Below are 18,570 nucleotides of genomic sequence, written 5' to 3'. Positions count from 1 at the left end.
CATCCCGTTCGGGCCGGGAAAGTGAGGACGCCGGAAGATTTCCTGAAATGCGGGGCAACCTTTTGCGGGCGCCGGACGACCGTCACGGTGGAGCCCGTGCGGGCCTGATGCGTTCATGTCAAAGGGGTTCCGCTAGGCGCACCGGTCATTGACGCGAAAGTATTCCGCAGCAATTCTTTCTAGAAGGTTTCGCGTTTCCGGGCCGGATCGGTGCACCGGAAAGGTCAGAAGATCTCCATGGGATCGAGGGCGCTCCATGTGGCGACGAATTGCTGGGCTGGCCGTCGGGGTGATCGCGATGGCGGCGGTGGTCCCGGTGATACCGACGGCCCAGGCCGCCGCCGGCTGCCGGGTCGACTACACGGTGCAGGACCAGTGGGCCGGTGGTTTCCAGAGCGCGGTCACCGTGCGCAATCTGGGCGACGCGATCAACGGCTGGACCCTGACCTTCGGCTTCCCGGCCTCCGGTCAGGCGGTCACCCAGGGCTGGAGCGCCACGTGGACCCAGACCGGCAGTGACGTCAAGGCGGTGAACACGAGCTGGAACGCCGCCCTGCCGGCCGGTCAGTCCGTCTCGCTGGGATTCCTGGGGTCGTGGAGCGGGACCAATCCGGTTCCGACATCATTCCGGCTCAACGGGATTGAGTGCACCGGCACGCCCGCCCCCGACCCCTCGGTCAGTCCCACCGTGCCGCCGACCCCCGATCCCTCGACCACTCCCACGGTGCCGGGCGCCGCGCCCGCGCTGCACGTGTCCGGCAACCAGGTGGTCACCGCGGCGGGTACGCCGTACCGCTTCTACGGCGTCAATCGTTCCGGTGGGGAGTTCGCCTGCATCAAGAACCGCACCGGAATCTGGGACGGCCCGATGGACCAGGCGTCGGTGACCGCGATGCGGACCTGGAAGATCCGCACGGTCCGGGTGCCGCTGAACGAGGAGTGCTGGCTGGGCACGACGAGCAACCCGGTGCCGGAATACAGCGGGGCGGCCTATCAGAACGAGGTCAAACGCTACGTGCAGCTCCTCATCGACAATGGGATAACCCCGATGGTGGAACTGCACTGGAGCTACGGCGCCTACACCGGTAATTCCTCCGGCTGCGCGGATGTGGCCGCGGTGTGCCAGAAACCGATGCCGGACACGCAGTACTCGCCCGCTTTCTGGACCGGTGTCGCGAACGCCTTCAAGGGTAATGACGCGGTGGTGTTCGACCTGTTCAACGAGCCGTATCCGGAACGCGCCACCGGCGATGCGACATCGGGCTGGAAATGCTGGCGCGACGGCGGCACCTGCGCCGGCATCAACTATTCGGTGGCCGGATTCCAGACCCTGGTGAACGCGGTCCGGGCCACCGGCGCGACCAATGTGATCGTGCTCGGCGGCCTGGCCTACTCGAACGACCTGAGCCAGTGGCTGGCCCACAGGCCGACCGATCCGCGCAACAACCTGGTCGCCATGGCGCACGTCTACAACTTCAACACCTGTGCCTCGACGTCCTGCTGGGACAGCCAGCTGGCCCCGGTCGCCGCCCAGGTGCCGCTGCTGTTCGGTGAGATCGGCGAGAACGACTGCGCGCACGGCTTTGTCGACGGCCTGATGAACTGGGCCGACGCCCATTCCGTGGGTTACCTGGGCTGGACCTGGAACACCTGGGACTGCGGCAGTGGGCCGTCGCTGATCAGTGACTACAACGGCACCCCGACCGCCTTCGGCCAGGGGATCAAGACCCGCCTGGCCGCCGTCTCGAACTAGTCGATACGCCCTGGCGGCTGCCGTCCTTCTGCCGGTCAGAGGTCGGCAGCCGCGGCCGCGAGGTCGACGGCGGCGCGCTGGTGCGGTGGCGCTACCTCCACGTGAAAACGGCTCTGGTGCGGTGCTTTCAGGGAGGCATCCGGAGGTCGGAAGCGCAGTGTCAGGTATCGGGGAGCCAGCCCTCAGCCAGGGCAGACCTGACCCGGCTGTGCCAGGCTGTCGTCATGATGGTCTACGTGGTCACCCATCCCGAGGTTCAGGTCGATCCGGCCGTCCCGGTAGCGCAGTGGAACCTCTCGCCGGCCGGCCTTGAGCGGCTGCAGCGCCTGGTCGCCATGCCGTGGGCCCGGTCGGCGGCGGTCGTCGCATCCAGCGCGGAACGGAAGGCTCTGCAGACGGCGCAGGCGGTGACCGAGATGAGCGGCTGCGCCGTGCAGGTGGACGAGGAACTGGGGGAGAACGACCGCACCGCAACCGGGTTCGTGCCGCCGGAGGAGTTCGAGGCGCTGGCCGACGCCTTCTTCGCCGAGCCTGAGCGCAGTGTGTGCGGGTGGGAGACCGCGGCCGACGCGCAGCGCCGTATCGTGCGGGCCGTCGACCGGGTGCTGGATCGCGCGCACCGGGTCGTCGGTGTCCCGGAGAACGGCACCGTGGTGATCGCCACCCACGGCGGGGTGGGCACCCTGCTGCAGTGTGCGCTGCGGGAGACCGCGATCTCGCGGCGCCTCGACCAGCCCGGGCAGGGCAGCTGGTACGGCTTCGACAGCACGACGAGGTGTCCGGCGCACGGATGGCGCCGCCTGTGACGGCGGCCGCCCTGTCGTGACGGTGCCCGGGCGCGGGGGCCTACTCTTTCGGACCGCAACGGTCGGGTGCGGGCGACCGGCTGCCCGTCAGGCTGGAACCCGAAGGGAGCACGCATCATGATCTCGGCACTCAACCGGCTCGTCGATCTCGTCGAGGAGCAGCTCACCGGCGAACTGGACGTCTGCGCCGTCGCTGTCGCGTTCGGCACGACCGAATACCATCTGCGCCGGATGTTCTCGTCGCTCGCCGGTATGCCACTGTCGGAGTACGTGCGCCGCCGTCGCATGACCGCGGCGGCCGCGGACGTCATCAACGGGGCTGACCTGCTGAGCATCGCGGTCCGGTACGGCTACGGCTCCACCGAGGCCTTCGCCCGGGCGTTCCGGGCGGTGCACGGTGCGGGGCCGGCCGAAGTCCGCCGTGCCGGAGGACCTTTACGCACCCAGACTCATCTCAGGTTCCGCCTGACCGTCGAAGGGAACATCCCCATGGACACCCGAATCGTCAACCACGACGCGTTCCGTCTCGTCGGGCACGCGGCCCGCGTCACCCTCGTCCACGAGGGCGTCAATCCGCAGATCCAGCAGCACATCGCCGCCCTGGCGCCCGAGGAGCACCAGCGTCTCAAGGCCCTGAACGACATCGAGCCGACCGGGCTGCTCGCGGTCAGCGACGACCTCGACCCCGACCGGGCCGAGGGCAGCGAGCTGACCTATCTGCACGGCGCCGCCGTCTCCACCGACGCACCCCTGCCCGACGACCTCGACCGCATCGAGGTCCCGGCGGGCCGGTGGGCCGTGTTCCGCACCTCCGGGGCGCATCCGGATGCCCTGCAGGAGGCCTGGGCGGCGACGGCCACCGACTGGTTCCCGTCCAACCCCTGGCGCCTGCGTCCCGGCCCGGAGATCGTCGCCTACCTCGACCGGGCGCCGGACCTCAGCACCGCCACCTGCGAGCTGTGGCTGCCGGTCGAACCGGCCTGATCCGGTGGGCCGGTCGAGCGGTCAGAAGGCCAGGAAGAGCCCGGCCATGACGACGAGGAGACCCGCGACCGCGAGGATCAGCCCGGACCCGCCCACGCCCTGCACGACGGCGGCCAGGACGATGCACAGGAGGCCGACCGCCAGCGCCGACAGGCCGGCATAACGCTTGTTGCTCACCGGGCGGATGCTAGCAACTACCCGGGTGCCTCACGTGCCGATCCCGGGGGACTGACCGGGTGGATCAGCTTCAGCGCGAGCTGAGCGGCACCGGTCAGTTCCTCGCGACCGGCCCCGAGCTCGGCGCGCGTCGAAAGTCCCTGCCAGAGTGTGTGTATCAGGGCGGCCAGGGCATCGGGCTCGATGTCCGCCCGTAGGTCGCCCTCGAGTGCGGCTCGCCTGATGCGGTCGCGCAGTCGCGATTCGTCCGCCTGCTGCAGGCCGGTCACGTAGGCGCGGACGTCGAGGGTGGTCGAGGAGTCGGCCATGGCGGCGCTGCTGGTCAGGCAGCCCGGATGACCGTGCTCGACGCGGGTGAACTCCTCGACGGATCCGAGCAGAAGCGTCGCGAGCACGCGGGCGAGGGTGGGCTGAGTCACGGCCTGGTCGTAGACGGCGCTGTAGCGCAGGGCGTAGGTGCGCACCGCCTCGTCGAAGAGCTGGGCCTTGGTGCCGAAGGCGGCGTAGAGGCTGGAGTTGGAGATCCCCAGGGCCTCGCTCAGGGCCCGCGTCGAGGTGCCGGAGTACCCGTGCTGCCAGAACAGGTGGGCAGCGCGGCGAAGGGCGTCGTCGCGGTCGAAGGACCGGGGGCGTCCGGCGGATCGGGCAGTCACGTTGACGATTGTAGAGCGACCGCTCCATAATCTAATTATGGAGCAATTGATCCAGAAACAGGTGGCGGTCCCCGGCAGCTGGATCGGCGTCGACGTGTACGGCGAGGCCGACGGCCCGGCGATCATGGTGATCCCGGGCGCGATGGCGGACGCGTCGGGCTGGGCCCGCGTGGCACGGAACCTCGGGCCGTGGGCGACCGTCGCGGTGGTCAACCGGCGGGGCCGTCGGCCTTCGGGACCGCTGACCGATGAATACGGTGTCGGGACCGAGGTTTCGGATGCCATGGAGGTCCTGAAGACGTTCGGTGACGTCCGGGCCGTGTTCGGATGGAGTTACGGGGGACTGATCGCGCTGCACCTGGCCGGCGCCCTGGACGTGCCTCACGTGATCGCCTACGAGCCCGTCGTGGCGCCGTTCGGCGTCACCGCTCTGCCGGATCTGCGGCGGGCCCAGGAGCAGGCCGATCCCGATGCCCGCCTGCGGATCGCGCTGGAGCAGGTGGCCGGTCTGGGCCGGGAATCCGTTGCCCGGCTCCGGGACGACGGGGCGACGTGGGCCGAGCTGATGCGGCTGGCAGCTCCGGCCTACTACGAGACCCTCGCGATCAACGAGGCACCTCCGGCGACCGAACTGGCCGTCCGCGCGCGTCGGATCGACCTGATCATCGGAGGACGCAACCGTGGGCGGGCGCCGTACGGGTCGTCGTTCGCGGACGTCGAGCGCCTCGTCCCGGGCACCATGGTGCACGAGCTCGGTGAGCAGGGCCATCTGGCGCATCTGGAGGCGCCACGAGAACTGGCGGATCTGGTCAATCGACTTGGATCAGAGGCCGGCTGAAGGCACCTGATCACCCGGTTCAGCCGAGGCGCCGCGTGGGCCACCGCGCGAGATCGGCCTCGAGGAGCGCCGGGTCGCGGGGTGGCGGTACCTCGTCGAGGATCTCCATCCGGGTGATCCGCTCGATGCGGAAGCCGCGGATCGCCTCACGCAGGCGGCACCAGCCGGCGAGCAGCCAGGCGTCCCCCGCCCGCAGGAGAGCCATGGTCTCGACGTCGCGCACCGTACTGGTGGCGTCGTCCAGGTCCTCACCGAGATAGGTGATCCGCACGACGCGGCGGGCGGCGATCGCGTCGGAGAGCATCCCGAGCGGCACGGTGCTGTCCGCGGGCGGGGCGGCGTCGATGACCTGCATCCGCCCGAGCATCTCCTGCACGGGCGCCCGGTGTTCCTCGTCCATGACCGCGGCGATCTTGGCGTGTGCGCGCCGGGCGGCCCCCTGGTACGGCGAGGACTCCAGCAGTGCGAGCCCGGCCAGCACCGCCAGCGACTCGGTGGCGGACAGGTTCAGCGGCGGCAGTGAGTACTCCTTCAGGATCGAATAGCCGCCGGCCGCGCCGAGGTCGGCGTAGATGGGGACACCGGCCAGCTGGAGCGATCCGATGTCGCGCTCGATGGTGCGCGAGGAGACACCGAACTCGCCGGCGAGCCGGGCGGCGGACCACGGCCGACGCGCTCCGCGGAGCAGGTCGACGAGGGCGTACTGCCGCTCGGCTCGCTTCATGCCCCCGATTCTGGCAGAGGCGGACGCCGCCGGAGCCGAGGGTCAGCTGCGCATGCTCCGCTGCCCGCCGACCGACCAGACCCGTCGCACGCGTCCGTCCTCGGCGAAGTCGAACACGTCGACCCCGCCCACGTGGAGGTCGCCCGCCTCCATGTCCCACAGCAGCCGGCCGTGGTCGCCGTCGATCGCGTCGGCGACGTTCGTGAAGACGAAGCCCGGGTGCTGCTCGTGCCACCAGTCCAGGTACCGCGCGAAGTCCTCGGCGGTGCGGATCTCGTCGGCGGGGGTCGATCCGTCGGACTCGGTCATGGAGAAGTGGATGCGGAAGTCGTCGGAGCAGATCTCGCGCGCGATGGCGCCGTCGGTGTTCCACATCGTCAGCCACTGGTCGAGCGAGTGCCGGGCGGTGGGACTGGTCGTGGAGGTCGTGGTCTCGGTCATGCGTCCACTCTCGGACGCCGGCGCGACAACAGTGTGTCGGTGTTCCGCGACGGACGTCCGGTCGAGGGCATCGGGCCGTCCCCGGACAGGGCCTCCGCCCGAGAGCGCGTTCCCGATGCCGGCCGGCTGCACGCGGGCGATGCCCGGCGTGGTCCCGGACCGCCCCGGTGTTCGTCACCGTGTCAAGTAGTCGGCGTGGCAGTGGTGATCCCACGAGTGGGTGACCACGGCCGGGATCCAGCCGCCGGGGCATCCTCCCTTTCGGGAAGTGCCGCCGGAATGCCGATCTGTGCGCTACGGATGCCGGTAGTTCCTCCGCGAGTGATCTTTCGCGTGCGTGGCATCGGCCGGTCAGGTCGGCGCGCGCCGGCCTTCTTTCCGGGCCGGCCCCGGGAACCCGCGGAAAGCGTTGCTGGGCCGGGGCTTACCTGAGCGACGTCAGGTGTTCCGGCCCCTGACCTGCGAGAGGTCGCCGAATCCGGTCGCGGCGGACGGTGCCCGTCGGGGCAGTACGGGGCGAGCACGCCGGGGCGGAAACTGTGAGCTTCCGGCGTTGTTCGCGAAACCGTATTCACGCAGATGTCCTTCATGTATGTTCTTGTCCGGGGAGCAAGGGTTTGAGGGGATCCGCGGGGGAGCTGCGCGTCGTTCGACGCGCCGTCATGCCGCTTGAGGGGGCGTCCATGTCTGAGGAGCAGGGGGTGAAGTCTGCCCTGATCACGTCTGAAACAGACCCGTACGACATAACATCCGTGGTCGGTGACTACCTGGCGAACGGTCCTGGTCGTTATCGGGCCGAGTACGCGACCTTCGCCGGTGCCATCTCCCAGGAGCTGGGTGTCGTGGCGGCGGTGGTGACCTGTGCGGCCTTCTCCGGTAGTTCGGAGGTGGTCGTCGCGGTGCGGGAAGATGCTGCCCGCACCATCGATTTAGTGCTTCGCCGGAAGGATTTGGAGACCCCGGCCAACCTGGTACGGAGACTGGCCCAGGCCCGGGCGGACGTCTCGGGGGCCGGCGCGCGATCCGGTGACGTGCGCTGCTGGATCGCCCTGGCGCCGGATCTGCCTCTCGGCGAACCCGCAGAGATTCAGCTCGCCGTCCTCGACGGTCAGGTCCGGGTGGACTACGCGGCCCACGTGTACGAGTCCGCGACCGCCCGGCAGATCGCCGTGTACCTGGCCGCAGTGGTGGAAGCGGTGTCGGAGAGCCCTGACCGGCCGATCGCCGAGATCCTGCGGCCGAGCTGGGAGGAAGCGCTGACCTGGCTCGTCCCTCCCGAACCGGACCCCGCGCCGGACGCGCTGCTGCGGCCCGGTGACGCGGTGGCGCACTGGATCACCGAGACCCCGACGGCCGTGGCCGTCGACGCCGCTGACGGCGCCATCCTCACGTACGCCGAACTGGGCTGCGCGGTCGGTGCTCTGGCGCAGCGGTTGCGCCTTCACGGCGACGGCCCGGTGGCGGTGCTGACCGACGACACGCTGACCGCGGTCGTCGTGATGGTCGCCTGCCAGCTGGCCGACCGGTGCCAGCTCGTGCTCGACCCGGCCGTGGCGGTGGATCGCAACGCAGCTCTGGTGCGTGGGGGCGGCGGATGCCTGATCGTGCACGACGCCGGCACCCGGGATGCGGCTGGGCTTCTGGCGGCCCGGGCCGAGGTGCCGGCCTGGGAACACCGGGCGGACAGGGTAGACGGCAGTGCGGTGCCGCCGGGCCGGCGGCGCCCGGCGGACGAGGGCGCCGCGTACATCGCGTTCACCTCGGGCACGACCGGCCGGCCCAAGGGGGTCGTGCAGTCGCGGCTCGGGTTCGCCCAGTTCCTGGCCTGGCAACAGCAGGAACTGGGGCTGGGTCCGGGGTCCCGGGTGGCGATGTGGTCGGCGCCGGTCTTCGACGCCTGCTACATGGAGGTCTTCGGGGCGCTGGCCTACGGGGCCACGCTCTGCCTGCCACCTGTCGGCCGGCGTCGTGACCCGGCGGTGGTCGCCGAATGGCTGTCATCCTCGAAAGTCACGTTCTTCCAGGGGGTCCCGAGCTTCGTCGAGCACCTGGTGGCCGCGCTGGAGACGTACCCGCGGGCGCTGCCCCACCTCGCCGACGTCATCGTGGCCGGTGAGGTGCTGCCGCCGGCGCTGTGCGGGCGGATGCGCGCGGTGTTCGCAACGGCCCGGGTCCGCAACATGTTCGGTCCCACCGAGTGTGTGCTCGCGACCAGTCATCGCGTCGTCGCCGACCATCCGGCCCACCGCCGGGTGCCGATCGGCCGGCCGATCACCGGTCGCCGGATCGTGCTGGTGGACGATGAGGGCCGTCCGGTGCCGCGTGGCGCCGTCGGTGAGATCGGTGTCGCCAGCCGCTTCCTGTCCCTCGGGTACGTCGGTGACGAGGCGCAGACCGCTGCCCGCTACCGGCCGTTGCCGGGCTCCACCGGTGAAAGCATCTATCACACGGGAGATTTCGGCCGGATCGGTCCCGACGGTGAGCTGCGGTACCTCGGGCGCCGGGATGCGCAGGTCAAGGTCCGGGGCATCCGCATCAACCTGGACGAGGTCGAGGCGGTGCTGTCCCGCAGCCACGACGTGCGACGGTGCAAGGTGGTCGATGTGCGGCTGCCGGCCGGTCATGTGCAGCTGGTCGCGTTCGTCGAGACGGATCCGCCGGGCCCGCAGGGCGTTCCGGCGGCCCCGGCGGATGCGCGGTCCACGGCGACGTGGCGGCGCACCCTGGCCGAGGCTCTCGGCCCCCGGGTCGTGCCGGCCCGGTTCCTGGTCGTGCCCCGGTTGCCGCAGACCGTCACCGGCAAACCCGACGTGCGCCGGATGCGTCAGTGGGACGAGCAGATTCGGACGTCCCGGGGCCGGGACACCCCGGCAGCGCGCGGGCCGGACGCCGAGCCGATCGACGTGATCCGCCACGCCGTCCAGGAAGCCCTCGGTCACGCGGTGGCCGACCACGACGACCTGTTCTCCGGCGCCGCCGATCCGGTGCTGGCTGCTCTACGGGTGAAGAAGGCCTTGCAACGAGTCATGCCGGAGGTGTTCACCTCGGTCGACGTCCGGGGGCACCGATCGGTCGGCGCCCTCGCCGGGTTGGCCACGGCCTCCCGGCGGGGGACGGAAAGATCGGTCAACGGATGAACCCCGAACCTGCGAGTGGCCGAACACCGGCCGGCGGTGGCGCCGCTCTGCTGCGTCAGGAGTTCCGGGCCGCGTGGGGCAGCGGCGTGGGTGCCGTTCTCGCGGTGCTGATCTCGGCGGCCGCGGCCCTGGCCGGGCCGCTCCTGGTCCGGCACTTCGTCGACCGGGCCACGGCCGGTACCACCGCCGCCGTGCTGGCCGGCACGGCCGTCGCCTACCTGCTGGCCGCTCTCGTCGGCACCGGGGGCCGGATCGGCTCGGGATATCTGGCCGCGCGCACCGGATGGCAGATCGCTGATCGTCTGCGGGAACGGTTGTTCCAGCGGCTGGTGGTCGAGGAACCGGTGCTCGAGGTGGAACGCCGGCAGACCGGAGAGGTTCTGGAGCAGATCGACGGCAATTCCGACATCGTCGGGCGGGCCGTCTCCGAATCGGTCTTCCCGATGATCGGAAACCTGGTGGTGGCGGCGGGCATCCTCGTGGTGATGCTGGTGACCGTGCCGGCGGCCGGCCTGGGGCTGGCCGTGCTCGCTGTCGGGCTGTTCGCGGGTTTCTCCCGGATCAGCCGCTGGGCCGTCTCCCGCTGGGAGACAGCCCGCCTGCAGCAGGCGCGGTTGTTCGGATTCCTCGGTGACGCTCTGGCGGCCCGGTCCGACGTGCAGCCGCTGAACGGCACCGCGTGGGTGGTCCAGCAGGCGGATCACCGCCTGAACGCGCTGTTCGCCGTGGAGCGACGGGCCTATCTGGCCGGTCGCACGTTCTGGCCGGCCACCCAGCTCTTCTTCGCGATCAGCTTCGCCCTCGTGCTCGGGGCCGGCCTGAACCGGATGGGGTCCGGCGGACTCACCATCGGGACCCTGGCCATGCTCTACCTCTACGTCGATCTGCTGCAGGAGCCGCTGGAGCAGGTTTCCTCGCAGGCCGACGAGTTGCAGCAGATGGCCGCGGTTCTCGGCCTGAGCGCGCGCACCCTGGCCGAGTCGCCGATGGGCGCCGGTGCGAGGACCTCGGCCCGCTTTCCAGAAGGATCCCCCGGGATCGCCTTCGAGCACGTGACCTTCGGCTACGGCGACGAGACGGTGCTGCACGACGTGACCTTCGACGTTCCGGCCGGCACCAGCCTGGGCATCGTGGGGCCGACCGGTGCCGGCAAGAGCACCGTGGTCAACCTGATCTGCGGTCTGGCCGCGCCGGCAAGCGGCCTGGTGCGGATCGGTGGCGTCGACGTCACCACACTGACGGAAGCGGAACTGGCCCGGCACCTGACCGTGCTGAGCCAGGGAGCTCACCTGTTCGCGGCCTCGGTACGCGAGAACATCACGCTGTTCGACGACTCGGTCCCGGCCGAGCAGGTCCTGGCCGTGCTGGAGCGCCTCGACGCGGCCGGCTGGGTGAACGCGCTGCCCGGGGGGCTGGACACCCGGGTCGGCGCCGGTGGCCGGGGGCTCTCCGAGGGGGAGATCCAGGTGCTCGCGGGGGCCCGGGCGCTGCTGCGCCCCTGCGGCCTCCTGGTCATCGACGAGGGCACGTCGCGGCTCGACCCGCAGACGGAACGCGTCTGGTCGCGGGTGGTCGAGGCGGTCATGCCGGGCCGCACGGTCGTCATGGTGGCCCACCGGACGTCCACTCTCGCGCAGGTGGACCAGATCCTCGTCCTCGAGAACGGGCGGGTCGACGTCTCCGCGACGGGAAACACCGCGGAGATTCTCAGCTCTCGCGCCGGAGCGACGTCGTGACCGCCCCGGACGCCGATCTCTCGGCCGGGTTCTTCTCCTTCCTGCACCGGGCCGGGGCCCGGATCAGGCTCACCTACGTCGCCGCGATGGGCCTGTGGGCGGTGATCCACGGTCTTCCGCTCGCGGTCGGGCTGGTCATCGCCGAGCTCATCGACGATGCCGACGGCGGGGTGGACGGCCGCACCTGGTCCCTGCTGGGGCTCACCGTGGGGTTGATGCTCCTGCGGGGAGTGCTGCTGTGGGGTGGCCTGGCGCTCACCTTCTCGCTGATCTTCCAGGTCAGCTCCTGGCTCAAGGTCTCGGTGCTGAACGCGGTGCTGGGGGCGCCGGTGCCGCCCGACGCGGCACTCCGCACGGGTGACGTGGTGAACCGGCTGCGCGAGGACACCGACGAGATCGGTGGGCTCCTGGAGTGGACCACCGACCTGGTGTACCGGTCGGTGCTGACGCTGATCGCTGTGGTGGTGCTGCTGCGCACCGACGTGATCACCACGCTGCCGTTGATCCTGCTGCTCGGCGGTCTGTGGGCCTCGGTGTACCTCAAGCGCCGGGTGGGGGACCTGCAGCAAGAAACCCGCATGCATCAGGGGGACATCTCCGCCGCCATGACCGACCTGCTGGCGGGGGTGCGCGACCTGCGCCTGTCGGCGCTGATGCCGGGCCGGGTGAGCGACCTGACGCGGCGGTTCGACCGGCGCCGCCGGGCGCAGGTCCGCCAGCAGGTCTTCACCGACCTGATGGGCGACCTCTTCCGCAACACGGTCGTGGTCGGTACCGCGGTGGTGCTGCTCACCGTGAGTGTCCGTATCGCCGACGGCGATTTCACCATCGGCAAGCTGGTTCTCTTCCTCACCTACATCGCCTGGCTGGGCGAGCAGATGTACTTCTTCGGCTACATCCTGGCGCGCCTGCAGAGCGGCCGGGTCTCGTACGGGCGGCTCGGCGAGCTCGTGCCCGTCGGTGCCGGCACCGGTGACCCCGGGGCCCTGGAACCGCTGACCGAACTGGTCGTCACCGATCTCACCTGCGCGCCGCCACTCACCGGGGCGGCACCTCCCGAGCCCATCACCTTCGCGGTGCGTCCCGGCCAGCTCGTGGTCATCACCGGCGGGGTCGGCACCGGCAAGAGCACTCTGGTGCGCTGCCTGCTGGGAACCCAGCCCGGCATCCGGGGCAGCGTCCGCTGGAACGGGATCGAACTCGTCGGCCGGCCCCGTGCCCTGCACACGCCGATGGTCTCGCTCAGCCGCCAGTCGCCGCGGTTCCTGGCGGGCCCCGTTCTGGACAACCTGCGGCTGGGCTCGACCGAGGTGAGCTCCGGTCAGGTCAACGCCGTGCTCGAGGCCGTCCGGCTGGGAACCGGCGAGAGCGGCCTGCCCGAAGGACCACGGACCGTGCTGGATTCGGGTGAGGCCGGCCAGATGTCGGGCGGCCAGCGCCAGCGGCTCGCGCTGGCCCGGATGCTCGCCCACCCGGCGCAGCTCTACGTGGTCGACGACTGCGACTCCTCCCTGGACCAGGCGACCGCACAGCACATCTGGCGAACGCTGCCGGCCACCTGGCCCGGCGCCTGGGTGGTCGTCTCCCACAACCGCGACCTGCTGGCCGCCGCCGACCTTGTGGTCACGGTGGACCGGCCCACCGGACACCGCCTGCTGGAGGACCAGTGACCGTGATCGACCTGCTTCCACCGACCGGACCTCTCACCACGGCCGACGCTTTCGCCCGGGTGGCCGAGGCGGTGCCGACGCGCCCTGCCGTGCGTCACGCGGGCACGGAGCTGACCTACGAGGAGCTGGCACAGCGGGCCGGGGGCATCGCCGACGAGCTGCGTTCACACGGGGTGGGCCGGGGCGATGTGGTGGCCACGCTGCTCGAGCGCTCACCCGAGGCCGTCGTGGCCGTGCTCGCCACCTGGGCCGTCGGGGCCGCCTACGTGCACCTGGAACCGACGGACCCCCAGGCGCGGGTCGCCGTGCTCCTGGCCGCGGTCCGGCCGGCGGCGGTGCTGACCGACGCGCGCAATCGGGACCGGGCCGACGGCGACTGGCTGGTGCGTGACCTCGGCGACCGGCCGCCGCTGGCCCCGTACCGGATCTCGGACGGGCTGGGCGGAGCCGACCCGGCCTACCTGGTCCTCACCTCGGGGTCCACCGGTACGCCGAAGACGGTCGAGGTGCCGCACCACGCGCTGATCAACTACTGCGCAGGGTATTTCGGGCTGGCCGCCGAGCTGGGGGACATCGGATCCTACGGTGTCGCCACCACGTTCGCCGCCGACATCGGCAAGGCGTCGATCTACGGCGCCCTGCTGTCCGGGGCCCGGCTGGACATCTACGACCGGGAGACGACGCTCGACCCGCTGCGTCTGGCCGGGGAGCTCGCACAGCACCCGGTCGACGTCGTCACCTTCACCCCGTCACTGCTGGAGACGCTCGCGAGCGCCGGCGAGCTGTCCGGCCTGCTGCCGCGGCGGCTGGTGATCTTCATCGGGGAAGCGCTGCCGCCGCGCCTGGTGCGGGCGATCTTCACCGCGGCACCCACGATCGAGATCTACAACGGGTACGGTCCGGCCGAGGCGACGATCGTGGCGACCGTGCACCGGGTCGAGGCCTCCGACGGACACGCCGAGCGGGTACCGATCGGCTACCCGCTGCCCAGGATCCGGACCGTGGTGCTGGACGAGGAGGACCGGCCCGTCGCGGACGGGACCACCGGCGTCCTCCATCTGGGGGGTCAGTGTCTGGCCACCGGGTACCGCGGCGATCCGGTCAAGACCGCCGAGAAGTTCGTCACCGTCGGCGGCGAACGCCTGTACCGCACCGACGACCTGGTGATCCGTTCTCCCGAGGGCCGGTTCGACTATCTCGGCCGGGCCGACGACCAGCTCAAGATCCGGGGCAACCGGGTGGAACCCGGGGAGGTGGAGACCGCTCTGCTCGGCGTTCCCGGGGTCCGGCTGGCCACGGTCCGGGGCGAGCGGGCCGAGCCGGGGGCGTCCCCGGAGCTGGCTGCCTACGTCGTGGGCACGGCGAGCAGTTCCGACATCGTCGCCTGGCTTCTCGAACGTCTGCCCGCCGCGCTGATTCCCAGCCGGTTGCACCTGGTGCCGTACATCCCGGTCACCATGAACGGGAAGGCCGACTACGGCGCGCTGCGGGAGCTGGTCGCCGGGGAGGCCTCCGGGCCGCCGGCCGGTGAGGAACCGGTCGGTGAGGTCGAGGAGTTCGTCGCCCAGATCTGGTGCGAGGTGCTCGGCAGCTCCCGGGTGGGCCGGCACGACCGGTTCGTCGAGTCGGGTGGGACGTCGTTCAAGGCGGTTGCCGTGTTCGGCCGCCTGCGCAGGCGGTTCCCGGACTTCACCCTGGCCGATCTGTACGCGCATCCGACCGTGGCGGATCTGGCCGTCCGGCTCGGCGGCGGACCCGAGGGGCGACCGGCGCCGGTGGTGGTCGACCTGTGAACGACGACGACGCCGTCGCGGTGATCGGGGTCTCCTTCGAGCTGCCCGGCAGTAGCGACTGGGACAGCCTCGTCGAGGTCCTCGCCGCGGGCCGCGACCAGGTGGGGCCCTACCCGGCCGAACGGGCGGCCGCGATGGGCCTGACGCGCTCCGAGGCCGACGGTGACGGGTGCTGGCAGCCGGAGATCGGGGTGTTCGACCATCGGGGTTTCGGCCTGCCCAGGGCCGAGGCCGAGCTGATCGACCCGCGCCAGCGGCGCATGCTGACCCTCGCGGTGGCCGCCCTGGAGAACGCCGGGTACTCGGCGGCCGAACTGCGCGGCAGTGACGCCGCGGTGGTGGTGGCCGGGTACTGCGGCATCCTGCCCAGCCTGGTGCATCTGCTGGCCGAGCCGCACCGCAGTTCGGGCCGGGCGTTCGCGGGCAGCCTGCCCGCGAACGCGGCCGGGCGCATCGCCTACCATCTCGACCTGCGCGGGCCTGCCACCGTGGTCGACACCGCCTGCTCGTCGTTCCTGGTGGCGCTGCACCAGGCCCGCACGGGACTGCTGCAGGGGCCGGGCCGGCTCGCGCTGGTCGGCGGGTACGCCGCGATCCTCGGGGAGATCCCGGCCCGGCCGGCCGCGAACGAGGGGATGGGCGTCGGTTCGCCCAGCGGCCGGTGCCGGCCCTTCGACGCGGCCGCCGACGGCATCGTGGCCGGCGAGGGTGGCGGGTTCGTCCTGCTGAAGCGCCTGCCGGAGGCGATCTCCGACGGTGACACGGTGCACGCGGTCCTCCGGGGCGGTGCGCTGAACCAGGACGCGGGGCGCAGCAGCGGCCTGAGCGCGCCGAGTCCGCTCGCGCAGGCCGAGGTGATCGAGGCGGCCTGGCGCGACAGCCACGTCGACCCGGCCACCGTCGGCTACCTGGAGGCTCACGGCACCGGCACCCGCATCGGTGACCCGATCGAGATGCAGGCCCTGGCCCACACCTACGGGCGGGTGGAGCCGGACGACGGGCGTCGCCTGGTCTCCTCGGTCAAGGCCAACCTGGGCCACCTCGACGCGATGGCCGGTCTGGCCGGGCTGGTCCGGATCATCGCCCAGTTCCGGGCCGGGCAGATCTTCCCGACCGCGAACTTCCGCGCCGTCAATCCGCTCATCGAGCTGGGCGACGCGGCCCTGGAGGTCGCCGACCGCACGGTGCCCTGGACGGCGAGCAGCCCGCGCCGGGCCGGGCTGAGCAGTTTCGGGCTCAGCGGGACGAACGCGCACCTGATCGTCGAGGAGGGACCGCGGGTCGTTGCCCCGGGCGGGTCGGGGCAGCCTCGCCCGGTGCTGCTGTCCGCACCAGGGAGGGACGGTCTGCGGCGGCTGGCCGAGCAGCTGCACCGCACGCTCGGAGAACGGGAGTGCGACCTGGACGCGGTCGCCGGTGTGCTCAGCGGCGGCCGGCAGCACTTCGCGCACCGGCACGCCTGGGTCGCCACCGGAATCGGCGACCTTCGTGAGCAGATCGCCGGGACGCTGCGCGGGACCCCCGACCGGGGGACGACCCCGGAACCCGTGGTGATCCTGCTGGGGACGGCGGGCGAGAACAGCGGCAGTCCGGAAGATCTCGCCGTCCACCCGGCCGCCGCCGCCGTTCTGGCCGAGGCCCGGGCGTGTGTGCCGCGCGGCACCTGGAGCGCGGCCCAGCGCAACCTCCTCGTGGGTGTCGCGGGCTATGCCGCCGTTCGCGCACTCGAGGTCCCCATCGATCTGGTGCTGGCCCACGGCACCGGCGTTCTGGTCCGCAGGCACGCGGAAGGCCACATCAGCCTCGCGGACGCGCTGGAGCACGTCGCTTCGGAACCGGTTGCATCGGAACCGGGAGCCTCGGAACCGGGTGTGCCCGAACCGGTCCGGCTGCGGGCCGCCCTGGACCGGTTCGGTGGCGCGGTGACGCTGATCGACCTGACTCCCGGCAGCGCGCTGTCGTTGGCGGCGTCGGCGGCCGGTTCACCGCACACCGTGACGGTCTCCCTGCCCGACGCCTTCGCCCGTCTGTACGTGCAGGGCCACGACCTGGACTGGGCAGCCGGGCTGGGACGACCGGCCCGGCGCGTGGAACTGCCGGGCACACCTCGTGAGGAGGCTCCGTGCTGGCCGGAGATCGAGCCGGCCGACACCCGGCCCGTCGCGGCGCCGCCGGCCCGGGCCGAACCGGTCGCCGAAGCCGGTGCCGGCCCGGACATCGGCCCGGACATCGGCCCGGAGATCGGCCCAGACATCGGCTCTGACATCGGATCGGAGGTCGTGCGGATCGCCGCCGAGGTTCTCAAGGAGCCGGTGACCGAGAACGACGACTTCTTCGCCCGCGGTGGCGACTCACTCAGCGGCGTGGTGCTCGTCTCGATGCTCAACGAGCGGTTCGGCACGGACCTCGAAGTCCTCGACCTGTTCGACTTCACCGACCTGCGCGAGCTCGCCGACCATCTGCGCCCGACGTCCGAAACGACCCCTGCGCGGCAACTTCCGGACGCAGCTCCCCGTAGCTGGCCGCTGTCGGGCCAGCAGACCGCGATCTGGGCAGCCGGTGCCCTCGACGGCGAGTCGGACGCCTACCACGTGCCGGCGGTGTTCCGCCTGCACGGTCCCGTCGACGAGACCTGGCTCGCCGTAACCCTTCAGCAGATCGTGGCCGGTCACGACATGCTGCGCTGCACCCTGACCGACACCCACGACGGCCCTCGCCAGGTGGTCGCCGCCGCCCCGCATCCGGCCCAGGCCCTGCGCCGGATCGAGATCGACCTTTCCACCGAGACCGAGGAACAGGCACGGGCCACGCTAAATGCTCGCCTCGCCACGCTCATCGCCGAGCCGCTGGACCCGCACAACCGCCCGCCGACCCGGTTCCAGCTGATCCGGGTGCGCTACCGGGACGCCGAACGCGAGTACCTGACGCTCACCTTCCACCACCTGTTCTTCGACGGCTCGTCCTGGGCCCTGGTCATGGACGAACTGGCCGGTCTCCGGCCGCCGGTCACCCACCGCAGCTATCTCGACCACGTGGCCTCGCAGCGGGAGATGCTGGACGGTGCGCGCGGCGAGCGGCTGCGCGCCTTCTGGACGGACTACCTGGCATCAGCGTCACCGGGCCGGCTGCCCCACGACCACCGTCCGGCCCACCTGGTGATGACCGGGGCCAGCCTGGCGGCGCGGCTGGGCGCCGAGCCGGCCGCCGCACTCCAGGGCCTCGCCGACCGTGCACGCTGCTCGCTCAACATGGTCGTCCTGGCGGCCTGGGCACTCCTGGTGTCCCGGCTCGGTGGCGCCGACGACATCTGCGTCGCGATGCCGGTCGCCAATCGGGCGGCGGGGGACGAGGCGATCATCGGCTGTTTCGTCAACACGGTGCCGGTGCGGGTCCGGAGCTCCGGCCTGGCCACCTTCGCCGACCTCCTGCACCAGGTCCGCTCCAGCTCGCTGCAGGCGATCAGCCACGGTGACTACCCGACCGACCACATCCTGCGCACCGCGCCCCGCACCGCCCGGGGAGCGCTCGCCGACACCATGCTCGGCCTGCACCGGGCCGACACCCCGCGCCGCCTCGGGACCGGGACCGTGCTCGAACCCGTCGACATCCAGCAGACGGATGCCCAGTTCCCCCTGGAAATGACCGTTCTCAGCGGGCCGACCGGACTCGAGCTGTCGTTGCGGGTCGCGGTCGCCCTGATCGAACCGTCCACGGCGGCGACCTGGCTGGAGAGCTACCGCACCCTCCTGCACCAGCTGGCCACCGGTGGGCCCGCCACGCCCCTGAACTCCTTGATCGGGCCACCACCGGGCGCGCCCTCGACCGACGTCCCCGAATTCGTCTTCGGAGGTGAGTGAT

Annotated in this window: 13 protein-coding genes; 9 read left to right on the top strand and 4 right to left on the bottom strand. The window is 71.3% G+C overall.

Annotated elements, in window-relative coordinates:
* Positions 1-256: 256 nt before the first annotated feature.
* The 3 genes from J2S57_RS29775 to J2S57_RS29765 all read left to right on the top strand — a co-directional run bounded on the left by J2S57_RS29775 (position 257) and on the right by J2S57_RS29765 (position 3,543).
* Complete coding sequence (locus J2S57_RS29775; protein WP_307249177.1) at positions 257-1,753, top strand: cellulose binding domain-containing protein; 1,497 nt, start codon at positions 257-259, stop codon at positions 1,751-1,753.
* A gap of 224 nt (positions 1,754-1,977) precedes the next feature.
* Complete coding sequence (locus J2S57_RS29770; RefSeq protein WP_307249175.1) at positions 1,978-2,559, top strand: histidine phosphatase family protein; 582 nt, start codon at positions 1,978-1,980, stop codon at positions 2,557-2,559.
* A gap of 117 nt (positions 2,560-2,676) precedes the next feature.
* A complete protein-coding gene (locus tag J2S57_RS29765; RefSeq protein ID WP_307249173.1) occupies positions 2,677-3,543 on the top strand; it encodes an AraC family transcriptional regulator in 867 nt (288 codons plus the stop codon).
* 21 nt (positions 3,544-3,564) lie between these two features.
* Here the strand turns inward: J2S57_RS29765 and J2S57_RS29760 are convergent, their stop codons facing one another.
* Both J2S57_RS29760 and J2S57_RS29755 read right to left on the bottom strand, forming a co-directional pair.
* Positions 3,565-3,720 (bottom strand): hypothetical protein, encoded by a 156-nt coding sequence (locus J2S57_RS29760; protein WP_307249170.1) that lies wholly within the window; start codon positions 3,718-3,720, stop codon positions 3,565-3,567.
* Positions 3,721-3,737: 17 nt separating this feature from the next.
* The gene (locus J2S57_RS29755) at positions 3,738-4,373 is read right to left on the bottom strand and encodes a TetR/AcrR family transcriptional regulator (protein ID WP_307249169.1); all 636 of its coding nucleotides are present in this window, start codon (positions 4,371-4,373) and stop codon (positions 3,738-3,740) included.
* A gap of 37 nt (positions 4,374-4,410) precedes the next feature.
* Between J2S57_RS29755 and J2S57_RS29750 the strand changes: the two genes are divergently transcribed.
* Complete coding sequence (locus J2S57_RS29750; RefSeq protein WP_307249167.1) at positions 4,411-5,211, top strand: alpha/beta fold hydrolase; 801 nt, start codon at positions 4,411-4,413, stop codon at positions 5,209-5,211.
* Positions 5,212-5,230: 19 nt separating this feature from the next.
* On the opposite strand, the gene J2S57_RS29745 is transcribed toward J2S57_RS29750, so the two are convergent.
* Together J2S57_RS29745 and J2S57_RS29740 are read right to left on the bottom strand one after the other, a co-directional pair.
* Complete coding sequence (locus J2S57_RS29745) at positions 5,231-5,935, bottom strand: helix-turn-helix transcriptional regulator (protein ID WP_307249165.1); 705 nt, start codon at positions 5,933-5,935, stop codon at positions 5,231-5,233.
* A 42-nt stretch (positions 5,936-5,977) separates the two neighbouring features.
* Positions 5,978-6,376, bottom strand: a complete 399-nt coding sequence (locus J2S57_RS29740; protein ID WP_307249163.1) for a nuclear transport factor 2 family protein — start codon at positions 6,374-6,376, stop codon at positions 5,978-5,980.
* A 683-nt stretch (positions 6,377-7,059) separates the two neighbouring features.
* On the opposite strand from J2S57_RS29740, the gene J2S57_RS29735 reads away from it, so the two are divergent.
* Genes J2S57_RS29735 through J2S57_RS29715 form a run of 5 tightly spaced genes read left to right on the top strand, consistent with a single transcriptional unit; the run spans position 7,060 to position 18,569 of the window.
* Entirely contained in the window at positions 7,060-9,513 is a 2,454-nt protein-coding gene (locus tag J2S57_RS29735; protein WP_307249161.1) for an amino acid adenylation domain-containing protein, read from the top strand.
* On the top strand, positions 9,510-11,249 hold the full coding sequence (locus J2S57_RS29730) for an ABC transporter ATP-binding protein (RefSeq protein WP_307249159.1): 1,740 nt from the start codon (positions 9,510-9,512) through the stop codon (positions 11,247-11,249). Before J2S57_RS29735 ends, J2S57_RS29730 begins: the two co-directional genes overlap by 4 nt.
* Positions 11,246-12,919: an ATP-binding cassette domain-containing protein gene (locus J2S57_RS29725; RefSeq protein ID WP_307249156.1), complete on the top strand. Its 1,674-nt coding sequence runs from the start codon at positions 11,246-11,248 to the stop codon at positions 12,917-12,919. The genes J2S57_RS29730 and J2S57_RS29725 overlap by 4 nt, the downstream gene beginning before the upstream one ends.
* A 2-nt stretch (positions 12,920-12,921) precedes the next feature.
* Positions 12,922-14,712: a non-ribosomal peptide synthetase gene (locus J2S57_RS29720; RefSeq protein ID WP_307249154.1), complete on the top strand. Its 1,791-nt coding sequence runs from the start codon at positions 12,922-12,924 to the stop codon at positions 14,710-14,712.
* Complete coding sequence (locus J2S57_RS29715; protein ID WP_307249152.1) at positions 14,709-18,569, top strand: condensation domain-containing protein; 3,861 nt, start codon at positions 14,709-14,711, stop codon at positions 18,567-18,569. The genes J2S57_RS29720 and J2S57_RS29715 overlap by 4 nt, the downstream gene beginning before the upstream one ends.
* Position 18,570 lies beyond the last annotated feature (1 nt).

It is taken from the genome of Kineosporia succinea, from assembly GCF_030811555.1.
Classification (GTDB): Bacteria; Actinomycetota; Actinomycetes; order Actinomycetales; family Kineosporiaceae; genus Kineosporia; species Kineosporia succinea.
This window is presented reverse-complemented; position numbering and strand designations above follow the sequence as displayed.